The organism is Mycobacteroides sp. H003, assembly GCF_001440135.1.
Classification (GTDB): Bacteria; Actinomycetota; Actinomycetes; order Mycobacteriales; family Mycobacteriaceae; genus Mycobacterium; species Mycobacterium gwanakae.
The window spans coordinates 1-21,720 of record NZ_LJYL01000028.1; the positions used below are offsets into that span (position 1 = coordinate 1).

Genomic DNA, 21,720 nt, shown 5'->3' on the forward strand with positions numbered 1-21,720 from the left:
TCCCGGTCCAGGCTGCCCCCAGCTTCGTTACGCTGCTGCGACAGCACAACGGCGCAGGTCTCTCACCTCCGCTCGGTCACACAGCGCCTCGTGGCGCACGAGGTCACCTTCCCAATGCCCCGGCTGGCTGCGGTCGGCGGGAGCGAATGGCCGCTGATGGATCGACAACATCGGCTGGGCGAACCTCGGACGCCGCCGACCCGGCCGCTGGTGCGCGCGGCGATGGGTCCTGCCAGTGCGCAACGGACCCCGGTGTGACGACCTGACCTGTGGCGGCCGTATCAAGCGCGAATGGGGTTGGTACACAGCCCGGTAGATGCTTTCGTGGCACAACCACATCAATCGGTCCTCGGGGTATTCGCGCCGCAAGTGTCGGGCGATCTGCTGCGGGCTCCACCGTTGAGCGAGGAGCTCGGCGATCAGGTCACACAGGGCGGGATTCTTGTCGACCCGCCGCTGGTGACGACGCGCTCTGCGCTGAACCGCCCAGCGGTGGGCTTCAAACGGCCGGTACTGGCCGTCGCGGCGGCTGTTGCGGCGCAACTCCCTCGATACGGTCGATGGTGCCCGGCCAAGCGTGGTGGCGATCTGCCGAACACCCATGCCCGTGCGGCGCAGATCGGCGATGCCGATCCGCTCCTCTTCGGATAGATAGCGATCGCTGATCTGGCGCACAGCCAAACGATCGAGTGCGGGCACGAATCCCACGGCCTCGCCACGCCGATAGGTTTTGTACCCCCTTGCCCAATTGTTTGCTGCGGTACGGGACACACCGACTTCACGACCCGCCGCCAAGATGGACCAGCCCCGGGCGCGCAGCTCCGTAAATCGCTCACGCTTGGCGGACTGTGGCCGTCGGCCCGGGCCTTTTTTCACGCGACGCGACGATGACAACACAACCTCCAGAACCTAGAGAAGTGTTGCGACCGCCCCTAGAAACCACCCGGGGACACGGGGTCAGTTTTCAGACGACGCCGACACCGGGGCAGCACGCATTCGCCGCCAGGTGTGCGTCGCACTGGAATTCCTCGCTTGGCTCGAGACCCGGGGACGCACCCTCGCCACCATGGACCAAGCAGACATCGACAACTGGTTGGCCCACGGCACCTGGCGACACCGAGAGATCCGGCCCTTCCTGCACTGGACAACTCAGCGTCGCATCACCCACGGCGCCTCCGCGCCGGCCAACCGACCCAGCCCGCCCTCGGTGTTCATCGACGAAGCCACGCACCTCGAGCAACTCCGCCGATGCCTCAACGACAACACCATTGACATCGATGTGCGCGCCAGTGGTGCGCTCATCCTGCTGTACGGAATCACCACCATGCGAGTACTCGGGTTACGACAGAACCAGATACACACCCAGGACGGCCACACCTACCTCACCCTGCGCGACCACGAAATGGTGCTGCCTCCTAAGCTCGCCCAACTGCTCGCACAACTGCCGCGTCCAACCCGGCGCTCGACCCTGCCCGAACCCTCAACACCGGACCGGCTCCTGTTTCCCGGACGAACACCAGACCGCCCAGTCAACTCGGGCGTGTTCGGCAAGCGACTCAAACATAGCGGCCTGACAATCCGAGGCGGTCGCAACACCGGCCTCATCACAATGGCAGCCGAGTTACCGGGCGCAGTTCTGGCCGACCTACTCGCCATCGATATCGTCACCGCGACCCGCTGGGCGGCATATGCCAAACGCGACTGGAATCAGTATCTTGCCACCCGAAAAGCGGGCTCTACCTAGCAATTGCGCCTGCCCCACTAGGGTTAGCCCATTTGATCACCGGTGGTTGCCGTTACAAATATGGTGTGGGGTTTCGGGTTACCGGCCGGGTCCTCCGGGCTGTGGACGTGGCAACGGCCGCGGCTGCCGCCGAGCGCGATGGTTCATCGCGGTCCGCGATTAGTCGAATCCGGCTAGTGTGATTCTCAAGGCTTGTTCCAGTTGAATGTGGAGCGGTGGACTCGTTTTGGTGTCCGTGCTAAGCCAGCGCCGAAGTATGAATTGTGCAGTGGCCAAACCCGTGTGGACCAGCAGCGAGGGGCGGATGTCGGTCACCGCGTCGACGTCCATATGCGTAGCGACCAGTTCGATGAGCCGGTGGTTATCGTTCTCGCTGATCAGCGCCGATTCGCCCAGTAGGTGGGGGGCGGTCCGGATGGCTTCTCGCCAGTATTGCAGATTCTGATTTGCTTTGTCCCAAGCGGTTTCGATAAGCAGACGCATCAGAGTTTCGGTTGCTGATGCATCGGACGGCTGGGCGCGGTAGGACGCAACGATTTCGGCGACCGTTTGCCGGACGGGTGCGACAAGCAGGTCTTCCTTGGTGGGTGCGTAGCGGAAGTAGGTACTGATCGAGATTCCGGCCGCGGCCGCGATGTCCTCGGTTGTCACGGCAGCGAATCCGCGTTCGGCGAAAAGCTGGTGTGCGGTGTTCTGGATCTCGGAGATCAACTCGGCGCGGCGTCGGTCCCGTAACGAGCGGATGTTTGCTGACGGCATGCCATCACCTTCGTCAATGTGACATTCCAACTGCATTATGAGCTATGGTACGAACAGTAGCGTAGCGAAACCGAAAGTACTGGGGGTATTTCCTTGCCGGTGTCGCAGCGTCGGGTGCCGTGGGTTGCGTGGGGAATTGCGGCTACCCGCATGAGTATTCGCTGCCGAGTGCGCCCGGAAGCGTCCGCCGATCGGGTCCGCGTTTCGCACCGCGGTCTGGACGGCACAGCTTCAGTACCCACTCATGGCTGTGTCACCAGTACGCTCGTGCTAGCCCCGTTTACCGCACTCGCGGCTCTTGCAGTTGCGCTTGCGGCTGCACGCATATCCAACGGTCTGCAAAGACATCGTCTTCCCCGAAGGGGGATTTGAGGAATGTCATCCCGCCACCTCCTCGTCGAAAGGTCTATCCCCGAAGTGAAGTCGTAGTGTCGGTTGACGTACCGTTCCGCGCGGCGCCAGATTCCGAGACCGGTACCGGGGGCAGCACCGCAATCCTCGATGCTGCCCGAGCGGTCGCAACGGCGGGCGGTTTCAAGGCCGTGCGTCTCAAGACGGTGGCCAAGCAAGCTGGCATCACTGTCGGGTCACTGTATGACCATTTCGCGTCGAAGACCGACCTGCTGGTGACGCTGCTCGCCCGTGAGTTCGAGCGGGTGAATCAGGAACGCGACTGGAGCACGTGCGCCGCTTCCCCGAGTGACCGACTGGGATCGTTGACAGCGCGGCTCCACGACGAGTGGCAGCAAAACCTGCAGCTCACCGAGGCCGTGGTTCGGGCATTCGTTATGGCGGGCACAGACGAAGCCTTGACAGTGCAACACGCCGCCGACGTCGTCGAAAGCATGCTGGCGCGCACGGTTGGTGGGCCGACGCAGGGAGCTTGCGAGCGACAGATCGCCGGAGTCATCGCAGATATCTGGCTGGCCAATCTAATGGCTTTCGTCGTCGGACGGGCGACAGCAGCGGAGGCGCGCGAGCGCATTGATCGAGGTCTGCAGCGCATTCTTGCTGCGTGGAACGCGAGCTAGAGCGCATAGCAATACTAATAGTATCGGTGCGCTACTAGCGGTAGCATAGGTAGGTGACTCGCCGGTGCGTCGAAGGGAGTTGTTATGTACACGCAATGGATCGAGCAGTGCACCGTGCAACGAGTCTCGCTGCACGAAGGGCTGGTAGTCGACCTGGACGATCACAACCAGCTGGTGATTTCCCGACCGATGCGGCTGACCCTCCCTCCGGCAGCAGGCTGGCCTGAGGAAGAAGTGTTGATCGACCCTATCAATCTTTCGGCCGAGGAGCGGCCACTGTTGGACCTGGCCGGAGCGATCTGCACGCGTGCCTGGTGCGACGACGACGGTGCGCTGCATCTGTGTTTCTCCCGCGGCCACCGCATCGATGTCGACCCGGATGCGGCGGCGACTTCGTGGGAGCTCTATGGCAAGTGCCACGGCTACATGGCGTGTCTGCCGCGGGGTCGAGTCCGGGTGATTCGGCACGACCTTCCTGTTGACGAGAATGACTTAGACGCAACACAATCAGTGGCCATGGCGCATCAGTAGCCGCGCGCCTGGCGACAGGACGGCACAAGCGCCGAAGGCGTGCGAACGATAGATCGAGCCATCTCGATGGGTGTCCGACGTGTCAGCCGGGGCGGGTGCAGGTTCGCTGGATGCTTACGTCGGGGTCCTTGTGGTGCGGTCGAGGAAGTCGGTGACCGCGGCGGTAAACGCGTCGTTGTTGTCGCCGGCAACCATGTGACCGGTGCCGGTGACGTCCGTCGTTTCGGCGTGCGGGACGAGCTGGAGGAATTCGTTGACGGTTTCCTGGGAGACTACGTCTGACAGTGCGCCGCGTACTAACAGCGTTGGGGCCGTGATTCGACGTGCTCCTTCGGCGAGAAATCCGCTGATGGCGTCGAACTCCTCGCTGCCTGTCATGAGATTGCCTTGCAGGACATCGAAGTTGGAGCTGATGAACGCTGGGTCCCAGCGCCAGATCCATCGTCCGTCGCTACGTTGCCGCAGGACCTTGTGCAGGCCGTCGAGATTTTCGGGTCGCGCGCGCCGGGGGTTGTATTCGGCGATGATGTCGGCGGCGTCATTGAGTGAGCCGAATCCGTCGGGGTGGGCGGCCATGAATGACACGACGCGACGGGCTCCATGAAATTCGATCCGCGGGGTGATGTCGACCAGGACAACGGCTGCCCAGAGGTCGGGTGGGGCCAGCAGATGGGTAGCGAGGATGATCAGCCCACCCAGCGACGCGCCGACGACGGCGGGGGGACTGTCGGCGCTGACGTGTCCTCGTACCGAGATCAGATCGGATACGAACCGTTCGACGTCGTATTGTCCGATCGGGTCCCAGTCGCTGTCGCCGTGACCTCGTGTGTCGTAGGCGACGACGGTGTAGCCGTGGGAATGGAGTCGACGAGCGGTGGTGGCCCACGCGTGACGGTTCTGACCGCCGCCATGGAGGAGCAGCACGACGGGGCGAGTCGCGGCGTGCCGGTAGCAGTCGGCCACGAGAGTGATCCCGTCGCTGGTGCGGATGCGCTCCTGGCTAATTGTCATGTGGTCCGATGTGGTCGGCCGTTGTGAGTCAGGGGTTTCCGTTGCGGCCACCAGCTCGCTTCGCGCAGCAGTGTGGCGATCGCGGGAACCGTGAGCGTGCGAACGACGAAGGTATCCAGAAGTAGGCCGCAGCCAATGATGAACCCGGCTTGGATCATGATCGCGATGGAGCCGACGATCAGGCCGAACATGCTGGCGGCGAAGATGAGCCCGGCCGAAGTGATGACTGAGCCGGTATTTGCGACGGTTCGCAGGACGCCGACGCGAATGTTGTGGGTCGATTCTTCGCGTAGTCGCGAGATGAGCAGCATGTTGTAGTCGGCGCCGACGGCCACCAGGATTATGAACGCTAGAAGCGGTACGGGCCAGGCGATTTCCTTGCCGAGGCCATATTGAAAGACGAGGGTTCCCAGTCCGAGCGCGGCGCCGTAGTTGAGCACGACGGTACCCAACAGGTAGAGCGGGGCGACCAGGGCGCGCAGCAATACGACCAAGATGAGGCCGACGATGACGAGGGTCGCAAAGGCCAGCTGATGAAAGTCGGCGGAAAGCAGGCGTTGGATGTCGGAGTTGACGGCGGGGAATCCGGCCATCGACACCGTGGCGTTGGCCAGCGAGGTGTTGGGTCGTGCGGCATCGGCGATCTCGGTGATTTTGTGGGCGAGGTTCATCGCGTCGCTGCTGTAGGGGTCGTAACTGGATTCGATGGCGAAACGCGCGGTTTTGCCGTCGGGCGACAGGAAATGCTTTGCGACGTCGGCGAATTGGCGGTTCTCGAAGGCATTGGTGGGAAGGTAGAAGCCGCTGGCGTTGTCTGAGCCGGCGGTGGTTCGTGCGGAATTCTGCAGTTGGGTGGCGATTTGGCTCATGCCCGACAGCATTTCGATGTTGCTGTCGGCCAGGGTGTGCACGCCGGTGGCGAGGGCCTGTGCGCCGGAGGCGAGTTGGCTGATGCCGCTTTGGAGGCGGCGGATGTTGCCGGCCAGGTCGGCAGGGTCGCCGAGTGCTCCGAAAGCCTTGTCCAGCGACGTGATTGCGTTTTGGACGTCGGCCACGGTGCCGGCCGCGGTGTCGCTGCCGGGCTGGTACAGGTCGCCGAGGTTGGCAAGCTGGTTGAAGAAGCCGGTATGGCGCAGGGTCACCAGGATCTGCACCTGGTCGCGGAGTTGGGCGCATTCCGGTGTGGTCGCACACCATGGGGAGGTGTTGAGCGCACCGACGAGCGGGTCGATGGCGGCGATTGCGTTTTGGGCTTGGTCGGCTTGCTGACGCAGCCCCGGACCGGTTCGGATGGCTTGGTCGACGGCAGGGGCGGTAGCCGAAAGCTGCTGTAGCAGCGGACGGAACCGCTGGACTTGGGATCCACTCGACTGGGCCTGAGTGAGGATCCCGGTCAACGGTGTCAACGCGGTGCGCAAGGTGGTGTCCAGTTGCGCGAGACCGCCGGCGAGTTGGTCGGCGCCGTGGGTGAGTTTGGCCAGGTCATCCTTATGGGCGTCTCCCTTGGCGACCGCGCCGGCCATCTTGTTACCGATCTGGCCGTTTTGCCACGACAGTTGAGCCTGGTCCAGGCGTGCGCCCGTGGGCCGGGTGACACCGGAGACCTTGGTGACACCAGGCAGTTGCGAGACCCGAGACGCCATTTCATCCAGGTCGGCCAGGGCCTTGCTGGTGCGCATATCAGTGGGCGATTCAACCAGCATGAATTCGGTGATGATGACGTCCTTGCGAAAGTGGCGGTCCAGCAGGTGATACCCCTCATTGCTGGCGGTGGTCGCCGGCTGTCCTTGGCGATCGTCGTAGCTGATGTGCATAGTCAGCGCGACGGCCGCCAGGCCTAGCACCAGGGCCAGACTGGCGACCAGCAGTGGAACGGGTCGACGCACCACGGCCACGGCGATCCAGTTCCAGTAGCGGCGTGTGCGGTCGGCCTTGGGTTCACCGATGCCGCGTTTGGCCGCCAGCGCCAACACCGGGGGAAATAAAGTCACCGTGGCCGCAAACCCGACAAAGACGGCGATTGCGCACGCGGGACCCAACGCGGCGAACACGCTCAACTTCGCGAACACCATGGCCAGAAACGCAAACGCCACGGTGGCGGCCGAAGCCAAAATCACGCGCCCGATGGTGGCGGTCGCGTTGATCACCGACAGATCCGGCGGGACGTTTTGGCGTCGCTGCTCGTGATATCGACTGATCAAGAACACCGAATAATCGGTGCCGGCACCCAGCAAGATCACCGTCATGAAGGCGATGGTGAACTGCGACACCGGCATGCCCGATTCGCCCAACGCTGATAGCACTCCGCGCCCCACCGCCAGGCTCACGCCGATGACCAGCAGCGGCAGCAAGGCGGTAAACACCGACCGATACACGACCAGCAAAATCATCGCGATCAGGCCTACTGTCGCGACCGAGATGACAACCAAATCCTCTTCGGCCGAAGCGATTTGATCGCGGAAGGTGGCCGGGGGCCCGGTGACGCGAACATCGGTGGGTGAGCCGCTGAATGCCTGGGCGGCGATCGTGCGGACCGCCTGGACCGATTCGGCAGCTTTGAGATCGCCCAGCGTTCCGGCCACTCCCACCGGCACATACCAGGCTTTGCCGTCTTGGCTGACTGCCTGGCTTGCGGTGACTGGGTCGGCCAACAAGTCTTGAACCAAGCGCACATGCTCCGAATCGGCACGCAACCGGGAAATCATCGCGTTGTAGCGTCCGCGCACCGGCGCAGTCAGGCCCGCCGGATCCTCCATCGCGACAAATATCGTCGTCTTGGATCCCTGCTCGCCGAAGGCCGCGCCCATGCGGTCTACCGTCTGAAGCGATGGCGCATCGCGCGGTATGAGATTCACTGACTGCTGTCTAACAACGGTTTCCAGCTGCGGGAACAGCACCGCCAGGGCAGCGGCGCTCACCACCCACATGCCGATGATCAGCACCTTATGTCGGATACTGAAACCCGCCAAGCGCGCTAGCCGATCGCTGTACGCGCCCTCACCGGCCGCAACCTTTTGAAGTCGCTCCCGAACAGGGCGACTCAAGGTCGCCACGCCCGAAGAGACCCACCCGTTGTCTGCCATCCCCCGCCCCGCTACTTCGAAAGAAATCAACGGTATCGCAACAGTACTACCAGTACCCTTCTACCTGCCCGGCGAAACCGCCACCGGTGTCCGAAGCTCTCTGATCGCCGCCGCGCAACCAGCCGCTTCAGGCGGTGACCAACGCGCCGTCGACGGTCCAGCATGTCCGGTACAGCGACACGTGATCCCTTTGCGCACAGGCGGTTTGACAATGACGATGCACCGACTCCGAAACAGTGACCGCTTCATGAACGGCGCAGGCGAAATCCCAGCCGGGAGATCAACCTGATCGGCTCGTCGCGCACGTGGTCATACATTTCCCGGTTCATCAACTCGTCGTCCAAGTAGGAGCAGGAGCGAGGAGGGTAGTGACGGGGACGAACGCGGCCGCGGTCATCAACCGGCGGCTGTCGGTGTAGGCGCCGAGTGATACCGCGGCGGACCAGCCTGAAATCGCGAACCCCCCGCGCCCACACATGCGTCTTGGTTAGCCCAAGCGGCACATTCATCGCCGACCAGCCCCGCCCGTCTGTGCGATTCCCCCTCGCGCCCGCCGGCAGAGTTCGTTCGTCCGCCACACGAACCGGCCTGTGGTGGCCGCGCCCTGGAGCTGCTCAACCAGGGATCGTCCGACCCGCTGCCCGATCATGCGTCCTCCTTCGCCCCACAGACCCTTACAGACAAGTGTACTAGTGGTATCGCTACGCTACTAGTAGTAGCGTAGCCGTCTAGGGGTCGAATCAATCGACCGATGCAGCCGCGATTCGGTGCCGGCCAGCTACGCGCGAGGTTTACGGTGACTACATGGAGCGCGACACCCTGGAATTCCCGGTCGACGACGATGATGACGTCGACCCGCGCCTGTTGCGCTCACGAACCCGGCTATTGGATGCGGCCACCAAACTCCTGAGCGCCGGCGGCATCGAAGCCGTCACCATCGACGCGGTCACCAAAGCCTCCAAAGTCGCGCGCACGACCCTGTATCGCCACTTCAGCAGCTCCACTCAACTGCTTGCCGCCACATTTGAAAGGCTGCTGCCGCAGGTCCACCCTGCACCGGAGACGGGATCGTTGCGCGACCAACTCATCGAACTGTTGAGCCGACAGGCCACGCTGTTCCAGGAGGCACCGCTGCACGTCACCACCCTGGCCTGGGTCGCGCTTGGCCGCACACCAAACGGCACCCAGGAAACCCACGACCGGCACGCGCTGCGCACACGGATCATCGACCAGTATCGCCAGCCATTCGATGCCCTGTTGCAAAGCCCCGAAGCCCGCGCCGACCTCGACGATTTCGACCCGGAGCTCATCCTGTGTCAACTCGTCGGGCCAGTGGCGTTTGCCCGACTCACCGGGCTGCGTGCCATCGATCGTCAAGACTGTGAGCGCATCGTCGATGACTTCCTCGCCGCGCACCGCCGCAAGGCCGATGAGCCCGCATCGTAGGCCACCGTCCGCAAACCCCTCTTTCCGCAGCAGCCGCTTCACTTTGTCCTCCAAGACTTCAGGACTTCATGCTCGACGGTGAGGTCTTTGATGGTTTCCCTATAGACCAACCGCCAACGTCACCAGCGGGCCTATGTCGCCGAAGTGTCTTCTGGTGCGGGGTGCAGCAGAAAGTAGGCGTTTAGGTCGATGTCTTAGCGACCGTCGGGCGCTATTGAGAAAGGTGCGTTGGATGTTGCAAAACTCGCGTGTTCTCCGAGGCTGTCTACGGCGATCCGCTTTGGTTCGCGTGGCCCAATCACATGAAGATCTTCTGCAACAACAAGGGCGTTGTCGCCAAGTCCACCCACGTGTGCAACAACTACCTTCCCCGGGGAAATGTCGGTCTGGAACTGGAGCTAACCCCGCCCTAGTCCCGCCGCGGTCGGGACTGCATGCACCTCAGCAATGCCTTAGTAGTGCGGTGAGGCCGCCGGGAACCGGTCGGTGGTCGCCGACTGCGGGTCATCTTGCCGGGGCAGCAGGTAGGCGCGAACCGCCGAACGTGGCCCGTAGGGCCGAAGTAGCTGGCTGGCCGGGCGAGTGCGTACCTGCTGCGGCCACCAGAACCAGCGCCCCAGCAGCGCGGCGACGGACGGCATCATGAATGAGCGCACGATCAGGGTGTCGAACAGCAGACCCAGGCCGATGGTGGTGCCGACCTGCCCGACGACTTTCAAATCGCTGAATATGAACGAGGCCATGGTGGCGGCGAAGACCAGGCCCGCAGACGTCACCACCGCACCGGTGCCGGCCATCGAGCGGATGATTCCGGTTTTCAAACCGGCACCGATTTCTTCTTTGAAACGGGACACCAGCAGCAGGTTGTAGTCGGATCCGACGGCCAGCATCAAGATGATGGACATCGCCAGCACCATCCAGTGCAGTTTGAAGCCGATGATGTCCTGCCACACCAGCACGGACAGTCCGAACGAGGCGCCCAACGAGATCAGCACCGTGCCCACGATGGTGACCGCGGCGACCAGGCTTCGGGTGATGATCAGCATGATGATCAAAATCAGGCTGGCCGCAGCTATTGCCGCGATCATCAGGTCGTATTTGGAGCCGTCGCGCATGTCCTTGTAGACCGCGGCGGTGCCGGCAAGGTAGATCTTGGCGCCCTCCAGCGGAGTTCCCTTGATGGCTTCCTTGGCTGCGTTCTTGATCGGCTCGACGTGCGAAATGCCTTCCGGGGTCGCGGGATCCCCTTCATGGGAGATGATGAAGCGGGCCGCGTGCCCGTCCGGCGACAGGAACATCTTCAGACCGCGCTTGAAGTCGGGGTTGTCGAAGACTTCCGGCGGGATGTAGAACGAGTCGTCGTTCTTGGCGGCGTCGAAGGCCTGGCCCATGGCGGTCGAGTTTTGGCTCATCACGTCCATCTGGTCATACAGCGACGACATCGAGCTGTGCATGGTCAGCATCATTTGCTTCATGGTCGTCATGGTGGCGATCATGGGCGGCATCTGCGCCAGCATCTGCGGCATCAAGGCGTCCAGCTGAGATATGTCGCCGGCAAGATAGGTGAATTTTTCGGTGATCTGATCCAGACCGTCGAGCGCGTCGAAGAGGGATCGCAGCGACCAGCAGCCCGGGATGTCGAAGCAGTGCTTTTCCCAGTAGAAGTAGCTGCGAATCGGCCGGAAGAAATCATCGAAGTTGGCGATGTTGTCGCGCAATGTGTTTGTGACATCCAACATTTCATGCGTGAGGCCGTCCATGTGGTGGGTGACCGCGGCCATCTGCGAGGTGATGTTGTACATGCGCTGCATGGTGTCGATGGACTGTTGCATCGCGTCGGCCTGCTTGAGCATGTCGTCCATGCGCTGGTGCATGTACTGCTGGTTTTCGACCTGCGTGGTGTTTTGCATGCTGATCTGGAACGGGATTGAGGTGTGCTCGATCGGCGTTCCCAGCGGCCGGGTGATCGCCTGGACGCGCGCGACACCCGGGATGTGGAAGACCCCCCTGGCGATCCGGTCCAACACCAGCATGCCCGCCGGGTTGCGCATGTCGTGATCGGTCTCGATCATCAACAATTCCGGATTCATCCGGGACGCGGGGAAATGCCGTTCGGCGGCGGCGTAGCCGATATTCGCGGGGACGCTCGGGGGTAAATACAGCCGGTTGTCGTAATTGGTTTGATAACCGGGTAGGGCGAGTAGACCGATGAGGGCGATCGCGACTGACACCGCGAGAATTGGCCCGGGCCAGCGCACGATCGCGGTGCCCACCCGTCGCCATCCCCGGGTCCGCATCTTGCGCTTAGGATCGAACAGCTTGAAGAAACTGCCGACGGTCAGGACCGCCGGACCCAAGGTCAGCGCGGCAGCAACGGCGACCAGCATCCCGACCGCACAAGGGATACCCATAGTCTGGAAATACGGAAGCCGGGTAAAGCTCAGGCAATACATCGCACCGGCAATAGTCAGGCCAGAGCCAAGGACGACGTGCGCGGTTCCGTGGAACATGGTGTAGAAGGCTTTTTCGCGGTCCTCGCCTAGGCCGCGCGCCTCTTGATATCGGCCGAGAATAAAGATCGCATAGTCTGTCCCAGCGGCGATGGCCAACAGCACCAAAATATTAACCGCGAAGGTCGACAATCCCATGATGTTGTTGTAGGCCAGGAAAGCGACAACCCCCCGAGCCGCCATCACCTCGATCACCACCATGAACAACGTGCTGAACACGGTGATAATCGAGCGGTATACCCACAGCAACATCACGATGATCACCACGAAGGTGATGATCGTGACCTTCTGGAGGCTCTTTTGTCCGGCCGAGTGCTGATCGGCGATCAACGCCCCAGCGCCGGTCACATAGGCCTTGACCCCCGACGGCGCAGGCACGCTGTCCACGATCTTGCGGACCGCCGCGACAGACTCGCTGGCCAGGCTCTCGCCCTGGTTACCAGCAAGATACGCCTGCACATAGGCGGCCTTGCCGTCGGAGCTTTGCGAACCGGCGGCCGTCAGCGGATCCCCCCAGAAGTCCTGGACGTGCTGGACGTGTTTCGTGTCAGCCTCGAGTTTGCGGACGATCTGGTCGTAGAAATGGTGGGCCTCATCGCCCAGCGGCTTGTCACCTTCCAGCACGATCATGACCGCACTGTCACTGTTGAATTCGTTGAATACTTTGCCGATGTGCTTCATCGCTTGCATCGACGGCGCGTCCTTGGGGCTCATCGACACGGTGTGTTCTTCGGCGACCGCGTCCAGCGATGGAACCAAGACGCTGAGGACGACGACAAGCCCCACCCAGGCAAAGACGACGGGCACCGCGAGTTTGTGGACCGTTCGCGCGAAAACCGGCATATGCGGCAGCCCTGCGGCCCGGTCATCGGTCATGCGGACTTCACTATGCAGAACGTTTGCGCATTCATACCCTGACTCGACCTTTCGTCCTTGACCACCTCGTCCACGATGATCCGGCAGCCGATTTGGTTGCTGTCGCCCTGCGCGACGATGTTGACGCTCACCGAGGGCAGCGTCGAGGTAACCGAGAGCGTCCAGGGCAAAGGCACGTTGCTAGCTTTCTGGGGCTGGGCATTGATGTCCAAGTAGTTGATGTTGGCCACCGTCCCCGGGGGACCATAAACCTGGTAAACCACGCGCTTGGGATTGAACGGCTTGATCTCATCGGCGATGCCGCTGGTCATCGTCTGATCGTCGTGGACGCCGAAAAAGGTGCGAAGCCGCAGTACGCAGAAGCCCGCTACCGCCACCACCGCCACGATGACCAGGACGATCCACATTTTCTTCATCGCAGCGCCAACGTGAATCCTCCCCAGCCAACCATCTCCCGCTAGTTGGGCGCCCCACCGCCCATTCGACCGGGTCGGTCACAGCCAATTGGACCGCAGCGCGGCTAGTTCGCCGACCAGGAGATCGGCAACGACAAATAGCCCCGGATCGGGCCCGACCGCAGGCGCTGCGCGCGGCCCAAGTCGACTTCCCAGTTGGGCACGCGGGCCAGCAAGGCGCGCAACGCGATCCGGGCCTCCATCCGGGCCAAGGACGCACCGAGACAGAAGTGAATGCCTCGGCCGAATGCCACTTGGTGTTCGGGTTTGCGCCCGATGTCAAACACGTCGGGATCAGCGAACACGCGTTCGTCACGATTAGCCGAGCCGAACAACAACAGCACCGAATCACCCGCCGACATTGTGACGCCATGCACTGTCACGTCGCGGGTCAACGTTCGCGAAAGTCCTTGAGCCGGTGAGTCATACCGCAGCAGCTCCTCAACAGCTGCCCCGAGCAAGCTCTCATCGCCAGCCAGCCGGTGGCGGGTGTCGCGATAGTCGGCCAGTACCACCGCGGCGTTGGCCAGCAGATTCGACGTCGTCTCATGACCGGCGATCAGCAGCAGCAAGCAAAAGCCAAGCAGTTCGTCGTCACTAAGGTGCTTTCCGTCGATCTCGGCACACACCAACGCTGACATCAAATCGTCGCGCGGTTGGCCGCGGCGGTCGGCGAGGAAATCGGTGAAGTAGCCATAGATCGCGGCCGCGGCTGCCAAAGCCTCGCCGGTCTCGCCGTGGGTGGGATTGGACTGCACCAACGCGTTCGACCATCGCCGAAATTGTGTACGGTCCTCGCGCGGCACACCGAGCAAATCAGCGATCACCATCGCCGGTAGTACAGCTGCGAAGTCGGCGACGAAATCGGCCGAACTGGCTTCCTGGATCAGGCCGGCCGTCAACTGATCAGCGAGGTCCTCGATCGCGCACGTCAGCGCCGCGATTCGTCGCGGGGTGAAGGCCTTGCTAACCAATGCCCGCAGCTGATCGTGTCGCGGGGGATCCATCAAAATCATCATCGGCAGCAGCGATTCGCGAAAAGTCGAGCCCGGTGGAGTCGGAAATACTCCGTCGACCGACGAGTAGCTGTGATGGTCAAGCAGCGCGCTGATGACATCCGCGTGGCGACTAAGTACCCAGGTGTTGGTATCGGCGGCGTGATAGACCGGTGCCGCGTCGCGTAGCTGCCGGTAGACGGGGTAGGGGTCGTCCTGAATTTCCGCGTCAAAGGGATCGTAGCGAAGTTGTACCGTCGACATAGCGTCTCCTGCCACATTGCAGAACGTCGGTTTAGACTGAGAGTTTAAACCGAGGGGAGGACTTTATGCGGAAGATTCCCGCTCAGATTGCCGACCGGTTGCCTGCCGCGGCCGAACTCTTCGCCGAGCGCGGGCTCAACGACACAAAGATCGAAGACGTCGCCGCGACCACGGGCATCGCCAAGGCCACGCTCTACTACTACTTCGCCGGCAAAGAAGAAATACTCGCCTTCCTCCTCGAAGACGCCCTACAACACGTCGCGCACGAGGTCACCGCGATCGTCGAGGCAGACGGCGCCGCCGCCCAACGCCTGCACGACGTCATCAGTGCCCAACTGCGCGTGATGGCCCAGCGGCCCGCTGTCTGTCGCGCCCTCATAGGAGAACTGGGCCGCGCCGCCCGCATGCCCGCCATCGCCAACATGATCAGCACCGCCTACTTCGAACCCGTCGAGACCTTGCTTCGCGCGGGCGCTAACGACCGTTCACTCGAGGCTCTCGACAACCCCAGAGCTGCCGCCATCGCGCTATTCGGTGCAGTCACCACCAGCGCACTGACCTACCTAATCACCGACGATACGCTCGACGAAGATCTAATCGCACGAACAATCCACGACGTCGTGTTTACCGGCATACGGCCACGCTAGCTCCCCCCGCAGACCAATCTGCGACCACGCCTGTGCTCGATAGTCAACGACTTTGAGCATTTCTGAACATCTCCTACCCCAACAGCTCACCCCCAGAACGCCCGCGTCCGATGGAGGTGCGCGGCCGGCGAGATCCGGGCACCTGACCAGTGCAGCCAGAACGTCGGACCCGAAAACCGCTAGCCCACCACGGCAATACCGCAGGTTTCGAATACGACCACTCCACCAGCACAGTGCCAACACACGACTTACACACCGCCCCTTGGTGTTTCGTGCACTGTGCAAAGTCTCGATGGTCGTCGCACACCAACCATGCGCCCGCACACGACGGGTCAAGTAGCCCGTGGCCGCGGGCAAAATTAGCGTCAGACGGGGGACTTGCCAGGGCTACGGAGGCGTGGCACAGCCTCGAAGCATCCAGGTCTCGAATGGCTCCGCCGGGCGGCGGCCGCAATAGTCAGATATGGCCAATCCGACCCGCGTCTCGGCAACGTGGGATGTCCACATCGCGATATTCGGTATCGCCGGTGGATCCTCACCCGAAGGCTGTCCCCGACGGCCTTCCGTTGTGTGGGCCACAGCCGCGAACCTCCGCGACCGGGCTTCCTTGGAGGCGCCGGGGGAGACCTCGACGTGATGGACGCTCTACGTCTTGACGTCGGGATCGTCTGTGTCACGCTGCGGGTTGGAAAGTCCTGGCGCGGGTGTATTTGATTGAGCTGCTGGCGGATTCGCCCCAGTCGTGCCAGTACCAGCAGTGCCAGGCGCCTTTTTCGTAGTGGTGTCTGCTTCGGGTTCAATCGGGTCGCGCAGATCGATCATTTCGGTGCCAGCCTGGGGAGATATGGTCTTGGTCGTCCAGGTGGACTTGACCCTCGACGATTTGCCTTTGTGTTCGACGTGTACCTCGATGGCATCGGTTGCACTCGCCCCGCTGGTGAGTGTGAAGTAGACGCGAATCTTGGCTTTGCCGCCATCGAAGTTGATTGGCCCGGCACCAGTTTTGGAACGTCCGATTAATGGCAGCTTGGTGTTGGTGCCAGCTGCCATGAGTTCAACCGAATCGACTTGCGCGGCCCCGCTTCCCTCCTTGGCGAGGACGACTTCCACGAACCCGGTCTTGTCGAATTCGCTTGTCACCGTGATGTTGGCGCGGTTCTGACGGATGTAGAGGACGACCGGCACGCCGATTGCGGCCCCCAACGTGGCGGCGGCAATGATGACGCCCCAAATAATCCAGTCGATGCCGAACATCAGGGACACCCGCACGGAAATGACTGTGCGCCCGTTATGGGGTCCACCTCGATGCCTCTATGACACACCTCGCTGCACCCGACCACCTTGCATTGCAAGAGGCCGTTGAAGAATCGTCTGAGATGGCAGCGGTCGTCGTTGTCCTCCCACACGACCTCATACGGGCCCCTCGACGCAGTGCCCACGCGAAAATCGATCGCACCCTCGTCGTCATTGCGCGTGGCTCGATAGAACGACACCGCTTCAGGGTGACCCGGATCCGGGGTCAACAGGTAGTCACCGTTGACCAGCGGAACCGCCGTGTGCCAGATGGCCGCGATGCGCTCGCCCTGACCCCGCTCAACGATGCCCAGACCTGAGCGCGCCTGAGCCCACGATTCTGCGGTGAAAGACAATACGGTAGGGGTGTGGAGCGACGGATGATCCGCATCCGAGAACACGATATCTTGTAGCGAGGGTTCTTCCGCTAGACGCTGCGCGAGCTCGACACTCTCTTCGTCTTGAGCCAATTCATTTCGCACTCTTGGATCTAGCGGTGGCACGATCCCGGCGAGTTCGAGCACGAATGCTGCCATTGTTGCCGGCCACGCCGGCATGCCTACCCCCGTCATGGCACAAACGATAGGGCGATCGCCGCAGCATGGGGCGCATTTCGGCATTTTCGCAGCGGTGGTCAATTTCATTGATCAACGCTGCGCCCCTCGCGGTCCGCGGTGTCGGCGGACGGTGGCTACGGTCTCCACCTTGTCGTAGGGAGACGTTCCCAGGTCGCTGCTTCGACGAGGCCCACCGTGATGAGGAAGGGCACGAACATGCGTTGTTGGGCTTCGGGTTGGCGGGCCAAAGCAGGCTCCAATCCCCCGGCGGGGGAGCGGCTGCGCAGTAGGACCACAGGCAGGAGCGTTTGCTGGAAACGCCCGCCCGCTCGACCGCTCGCCCGGTTATCGGCCCTAGGAATTGACTCATCGAGTGAATCACAATGCGTTAGTGCCACACTCGCTGCATCACGTCGAAACCGGTTGCAAGAGCGTGCGATGCGTATGGCGGCGGATTATCGGGAATGTATAGTGGCGCTCGACTACGTTGAAGTACAACCGATTGCGCTATATGCGGTAGTTAACCAACAGTCGACGGGTTCCTGAGCCACCGAGTGGTGTGCGCCAGCCCGTCGAGTGCCTGGACCAGCTGTTGTGGGCGTGTCCCTGCTGCAAAACCCGCGAATGAAGTGGCATCATCTTTGCCGACTGGATAACTGATCAGCTGATGATTCTTCACTGTGGGTGAAGTTGAGGAGGCGTGGGTTGGCTCTGGCTGTCGTGCGGGACCTGAGGGAGCAGCGGGCACCGGCGACCGAGGATGAGCTCGCCGGCTTCGAGACCGATGTGCTGGCCGGATTCGTCCTTGCCCGGGCATCGGCCGGGTTGGTCGACTCGACCATCCGCAACGACGTGAATCACCTTGAGCTGATCCGGGACTGGTTCGGTCGGCCGCTGTGGGAGATCCAGCCTGCTGACGCCGACACCTACTTCGGCAAGGTGCTGCGTGATGCCCGGGCGTCGACTCGGACCGGGCGGGCGGCCGCGCTGACGGTGTACTTTCAGTTCCTCGAACTGCGTCACAAGGTCGAGTTGCACAATCTCAGCGGCCGGGTCATCGAGTGCCCGCTCGATGAGATCAACCGACCGCGGGCGTGGGTGGATCCGCAGCTGCGCATCCCGCCGACCGCCGACGAGGTGGAGCAGCTGTTCGCGGGGTGGCGCGGGGAGCTGGTCACCTGCCGCAAGTTCGCCCCGACCGCCCGAAACTACGCCGTGGCTCGCCTGGTGGCCGATGTCGGATTGCGGATCAACGAGGCGCGGATGCTCGACCTGGATGACGTGCGCTGGGAGCTGGGCCGGTTCGGCAAGCTGAACGTCCGTCATGGCAAGGGATCTCGTCGCAAAGGTCCCAAGCCGCGGGTAGTGCCACTGATCAACGGCGCCGACCGCAGCCTGCAGTGGTTCATCGAAGACGTGCTGGGCCTGTTCGATGTCGACCCGAAAAACCATGCTGCGCCGCTGTTTCCGTCCGAACGCAAGAACATCGACGGGACGTGTATGCGCGCGACCGCCGACGTCTATCGCCGCGCCCTGGCCGAGGCCACCGACCGATATCTGCCGAGGTGGTCGGGGAAGCTGACACCGCATGTGCTGCGGCATTTCTGCGCATCCCAGCTTTATCTGGCCGGTATGAACCTATTCGCGATCCAGGAACTATTAGGTCACGCCTGGACGGGCACAACGGCTCGGTATATCCACGTGCACGCCACCCACGTCGAAGATGCCTGGGTCACCGGGCAACGCCGGGTCGCCGATCGATGGAAAGGACTCGCTCGATGAAATGGAACCTGCGATTGGCCGCGGCCAATCGCGGCATCTGGAAGGCCAGCGAACTCCAGCGGATGCTCGCCGACCGCGGTCTGGTCATCAGCGCCGGCAAGATGTCGGGCCTGTGGTCGGGCAACCCCAACGCCATCAAACTGAACGACCTGGACGTCATCTGCGCCGTCCTCGGCTGCGGGGTCGACGAGTTGCTGATTCCCGAACCCGAAACCGTGGCAGCGGCCACGCCCGTCACCGACGACGAGTCAGCGGCGGTCGGTGAGGCCCGGTCGGTCACGCCGCGCACTCGCGCCGGCAGGTCGCTGCCGCCGCGATGAACTGCCTGCACTGCGGGACTGCGCTGCCTGCCAACAGTCGCCGCGACCAAAAATACTGCGGCAGAAGCTGTTCAAGAAGAGCGTCCTACCAACGCAGAAAGGCGGGACTGCCTGCTCGCCCGCCCCGGCGGCATCCAGCCTTGGAATCCGACGACCCCGTGCTCGCGGCCGCCGCGATACACGCCCGGGAACTCGGTGCCGCCCACGATTGGTGCGGTGAGACCACAAACCGATGCCTCGACGCCCTGCTCACCCTTCTGGCCGGTCGGCCCACCGGTGATCGCGTGCCGCTCACCGAGGTTCGAACCCGGCCGCATCGGCTCGCGTCCCGTCGCAGGCTCGTCGAAATCCTATCCCACTTCGACCTGCTGAAAGACGACACCGAACCTCCGATCCGTGCCTGGATCGACCGCGTCACCGCGGAACTTCCGCCAGGATTCGCCGAGCCGGCCCACCACTGGCTCCTTACCCTGTTGGTCGGCGGCGCACGTGCTCGCCCACGATCACCGAGGACGCTCTACAGCTACTTCGGCTCGGTCAAGCCCCTTCTCGCGCACTGGTCCACCTCCTACGAGCATCTCAGGGAGGTCACCAGGGCCGACGTCGACGCGGCGCTGCGGCCGTTTCAGGGAAACCAGCGCCACAATCTGATCAAGGCGCTGCGGTCGCTGTTCCGGCACGCCAAGAAGAATGCTCTGGTCTTCAGCAACCCAACAGCGGGTTTGAAGAGCCAACCAGTAGACCAGGACCTCCTGCCCATCACCGATGACGAGGTGCGCTCGATCGAACAGCTCGCCAGCGAACCGCTTGAACGCCTCGTCGTGGCGCTGAGCGTCGAACATGCCTGCCGCACAGCCGTTATACGCAAACTCACGCTCGACGACATCGACCTGCCGAACCGGCGGATCACCCTTGCCGGACACAACCAACGGCTCGGTGAGCTCACCCACATCGCGCTGAACACATGGCTCGACCACCGCCGGGACAGATGGCCCCACACTCCGAACCGGCACGTTCTACTCACGACGAAAACTGCATTGCGCACAACGCCGGTCAGTCAAAAATCGGTGAAACCATCGTTGAGCGACAATGGATTCACGATCGAACGCATCCGTGCCGACCGAATCCTTCACGAAGCGCTGACCGCAGGCCCGGACCCACTGCACCTGTCTCTCGTCTTCGGCATCTCCCACAACACCGCACGGCGCTACACCACCGTGGCCGAACGGCTGCTCAGCGACGAACTCGAGCAGCCGGTAGAACCGTAGTGCCACCCAACGCCGCCAGACTCAGGGCCCGCGAACCCGCCGCAGTTATGAACCTTCACAGCCGAAAGGCCGTGGGTTCCAACTGAAATCGCTTCAATCCGGCTGAACTCACGGGAAACTCACTGGTAACCCGCCATATTCGATTCGGTCGTATTGCCGCTTGACAGTGTCGGCGTCGTCTGAAAACTGACCCCGTGTCGACGCGGTGGTTTCTAGGTGCGGTCGCAACACTTCTCTAGATTCTGGAGGTTGTGTTGGCATCGTCGCGTCGGGTGAAGAAGGGGCCGGGACGTCGTCCGCAGTCGGCCAAGCGTCAGCGGTTCATGGAGTTGCGGGCTCGCGGGTGGAGCGTGCGGGCCGCGGCCCGCGAAGTCGGTGTGTCCCGGTCCGCTGCGACGAACTGGACACGCGGTTACAAGACCTACCGCAACGGCGTCGCGGTCGGGTTCGTCCCGCCGCTAGATCGACTAGCGGTCCGCCAGATCAGCACGCGATACCTGTCCCAGGACGAGCGCATCGAGATCGCCGATCTGCATCACTCAGGGCTGAGGGTGCGGACGATCGCCACCCGACTCGGTCGAGCGCCGTCGACGATTTCGAGGGAGCTACGGCGCAACGCACCAGCCGGCCGCGGATATCAGCCCTTCGATGCCCACCGGCGAGCCACCGCGCGACGAGCACGTCACCACCGCCGTCGGGTCGACACCAACGACCAGCTCGGTAACGCGGTCGCCGAGCTGCTTCTTCAGCGTTGGAGCCCCCAACAGATCAGCCGTCACCTCCGCCACCGCTTCCCCGATGATTCATCGATGTGGTTATGCCACGAAAGCATCTATCAAGCTGTCTATCAACCGAATTCACGTTTCATGCGGCCCTCGCGATTAGCGCCGCACCGACGCTCACCGCTGCGCACCGGTCGAGATCACCGCCGAGCGCATCACCGCCAGAGTTGCCGGCGGCCGCGGTTCCAGCAGCCGATGCTCACCATCCACGACCGGTCCTTCTCGGCTGTCGACCGGTCTGAAGCCGGCCACTGGGAAGGCGACCTTGTGCGCCACGAGGCGCTGTGTGACCGAGCGGAGGTGAGAGACCTGCGCCGTTGTGCTGTCGCAGCAGCGTAACGAAGCTGGGGGCAGCCTGGACCGGGA

16 protein-coding genes and 3 pseudogenes are annotated in these 21,720 nt (G+C 62.7%); 10 read left to right on the forward strand and 9 right to left on the reverse strand.

Features of this window, described 5'->3' with window-relative positions:
- Positions 1-96: 96 nt before the first annotated feature.
- Positions 97-675, reverse strand: a pseudogene (locus tag AOT87_RS27935) (IS30 family transposase); the annotation flags it as partial.
- A 391-nt stretch (positions 676-1,066) separates the two neighbouring features.
- On the opposite strand from AOT87_RS27935, the gene AOT87_RS17885 reads away from it, so the two are divergent.
- A complete protein-coding gene (locus AOT87_RS17885) occupies positions 1,067-1,744 on the forward strand; it encodes a hypothetical protein (protein WP_174814221.1) in 678 nt (225 codons plus the stop codon).
- 159 nt (positions 1,745-1,903) lie between these two features.
- On the opposite strand, the gene AOT87_RS17890 is transcribed toward AOT87_RS17885, so the two are convergent.
- Complete coding sequence (locus AOT87_RS17890) at positions 1,904-2,503, reverse strand: TetR family transcriptional regulator (protein WP_033717415.1); 600 nt, start codon at positions 2,501-2,503, stop codon at positions 1,904-1,906.
- Positions 2,504-2,931: 428 nt separating this feature from the next.
- Between AOT87_RS17890 and AOT87_RS17895 the strand changes: the two genes are divergently transcribed.
- Positions 2,932-3,534: a TetR family transcriptional regulator gene (locus tag AOT87_RS17895; protein WP_088295654.1), complete on the forward strand. Its 603-nt coding sequence runs from the start codon at positions 2,932-2,934 to the stop codon at positions 3,532-3,534.
- 84 nt (positions 3,535-3,618) lie between these two features.
- Positions 3,619-4,065: a DUF6188 family protein gene (locus AOT87_RS17900; RefSeq protein WP_007172201.1), complete on the forward strand. Its 447-nt coding sequence runs from the start codon at positions 3,619-3,621 to the stop codon at positions 4,063-4,065.
- Between the two features lie 114 nt (positions 4,066-4,179).
- Here AOT87_RS17900 and AOT87_RS17905 read toward each other — a convergent pair whose 3' ends face one another.
- Together AOT87_RS17905 and AOT87_RS17910 are read right to left on the reverse strand one after the other, a co-directional pair.
- Entirely contained in the window at positions 4,180-5,076 is an 897-nt protein-coding gene (locus AOT87_RS17905) for an alpha/beta hydrolase (protein WP_033717417.1), read from the reverse strand.
- On the reverse strand, positions 5,073-8,159 hold the full coding sequence (locus AOT87_RS17910) for an MMPL family transporter (protein ID WP_170945430.1): 3,087 nt from the start codon (positions 8,157-8,159) through the stop codon (positions 5,073-5,075). The genes AOT87_RS17905 and AOT87_RS17910 overlap by 4 nt, the downstream gene beginning before the upstream one ends.
- Before the next feature lie 804 nt (positions 8,160-8,963).
- On the opposite strand from AOT87_RS17910, the gene AOT87_RS17915 reads away from it, so the two are divergent.
- Together AOT87_RS17915 and AOT87_RS28450 are read left to right on the forward strand one after the other, a co-directional pair.
- The gene (locus AOT87_RS17915) at positions 8,964-9,605 is read left to right on the forward strand and encodes a TetR/AcrR family transcriptional regulator (RefSeq protein ID WP_007172204.1); all 642 of its coding nucleotides are present in this window, start codon (positions 8,964-8,966) and stop codon (positions 9,603-9,605) included.
- Positions 9,606-9,844: 239 nt separating this feature from the next.
- Positions 9,845-10,007: pseudogene (locus AOT87_RS28450) on the forward strand (DUF5078 domain-containing protein); the annotation flags it as partial.
- A gap of 50 nt (positions 10,008-10,057) precedes the next feature.
- Here the strand turns inward: AOT87_RS28450 and AOT87_RS17920 are convergent.
- From AOT87_RS17920 to AOT87_RS17930, 3 genes are all read right to left on the reverse strand, one after another.
- Positions 10,058-12,991, reverse strand: coding sequence for an MMPL family transporter (locus AOT87_RS17920; protein WP_007172562.1), 2,934 nt, complete (start codon positions 12,989-12,991; stop codon positions 10,058-10,060).
- The gene (locus AOT87_RS17925; RefSeq protein WP_007172563.1) at positions 12,988-13,407 is read right to left on the reverse strand and encodes an MmpS family transport accessory protein; all 420 of its coding nucleotides are present in this window, start codon (positions 13,405-13,407) and stop codon (positions 12,988-12,990) included. Before AOT87_RS17925 ends, AOT87_RS17920 begins: the two co-directional genes overlap by 4 nt.
- A gap of 104 nt (positions 13,408-13,511) precedes the next feature.
- Positions 13,512-14,705 (reverse strand): cytochrome P450, encoded by a 1,194-nt coding sequence (locus tag AOT87_RS17930; protein WP_007172294.1) that lies wholly within the window; start codon positions 14,703-14,705, stop codon positions 13,512-13,514.
- A gap of 65 nt (positions 14,706-14,770) precedes the next feature.
- Here AOT87_RS17930 and AOT87_RS17935 point away from each other — a divergent pair, with 65 nt between their 5' ends.
- A complete protein-coding gene (locus AOT87_RS17935) occupies positions 14,771-15,352 on the forward strand; it encodes a TetR/AcrR family transcriptional regulator (RefSeq protein WP_033717422.1) in 582 nt (193 codons plus the stop codon).
- 645 nt (positions 15,353-15,997) lie between these two features.
- Here the strand turns inward: AOT87_RS17935 and AOT87_RS17940 are convergent.
- Together AOT87_RS17940 and AOT87_RS17945 are read right to left on the reverse strand one after the other, a co-directional pair.
- On the reverse strand, positions 15,998-16,606 hold the full coding sequence (locus AOT87_RS17940) for a hypothetical protein (RefSeq protein WP_007172296.1): 609 nt from the start codon (positions 16,604-16,606) through the stop codon (positions 15,998-16,000).
- A complete protein-coding gene (locus AOT87_RS17945; protein WP_087139652.1) occupies positions 16,606-17,217 on the reverse strand; it encodes a hypothetical protein in 612 nt (203 codons plus the stop codon). The genes AOT87_RS17940 and AOT87_RS17945 overlap by 1 nt, the downstream gene beginning before the upstream one ends.
- Positions 17,218-17,907: 690 nt before the next feature.
- Here AOT87_RS17945 and AOT87_RS17950 point away from each other — a divergent pair.
- From AOT87_RS17950 to AOT87_RS27940, 4 genes and pseudogenes are all read left to right on the forward strand, one after another.
- Positions 17,908-18,984, forward strand: a complete 1,077-nt coding sequence (locus AOT87_RS17950) for a site-specific integrase (RefSeq protein ID WP_007172298.1) — start codon at positions 17,908-17,910, stop codon at positions 18,982-18,984.
- Positions 18,981-19,304: a helix-turn-helix transcriptional regulator gene (locus AOT87_RS17955; protein ID WP_007172299.1), complete on the forward strand. Its 324-nt coding sequence runs from the start codon at positions 18,981-18,983 to the stop codon at positions 19,302-19,304. Before AOT87_RS17950 ends, AOT87_RS17955 begins: the two co-directional genes overlap by 4 nt.
- 140 nt (positions 19,305-19,444) lie before the next feature.
- Positions 19,445-20,572: an integrase gene (locus AOT87_RS17960; RefSeq protein ID WP_007172300.1), complete on the forward strand. Its 1,128-nt coding sequence runs from the start codon at positions 19,445-19,447 to the stop codon at positions 20,570-20,572.
- Positions 20,573-20,895: 323 nt separating this feature from the next.
- Positions 20,896-21,624 (forward strand): annotated as a pseudogene (locus tag AOT87_RS27940) (IS30 family transposase); the annotation flags it as partial.
- Between the last annotated feature and the right edge of the window lie 96 nt (positions 21,625-21,720).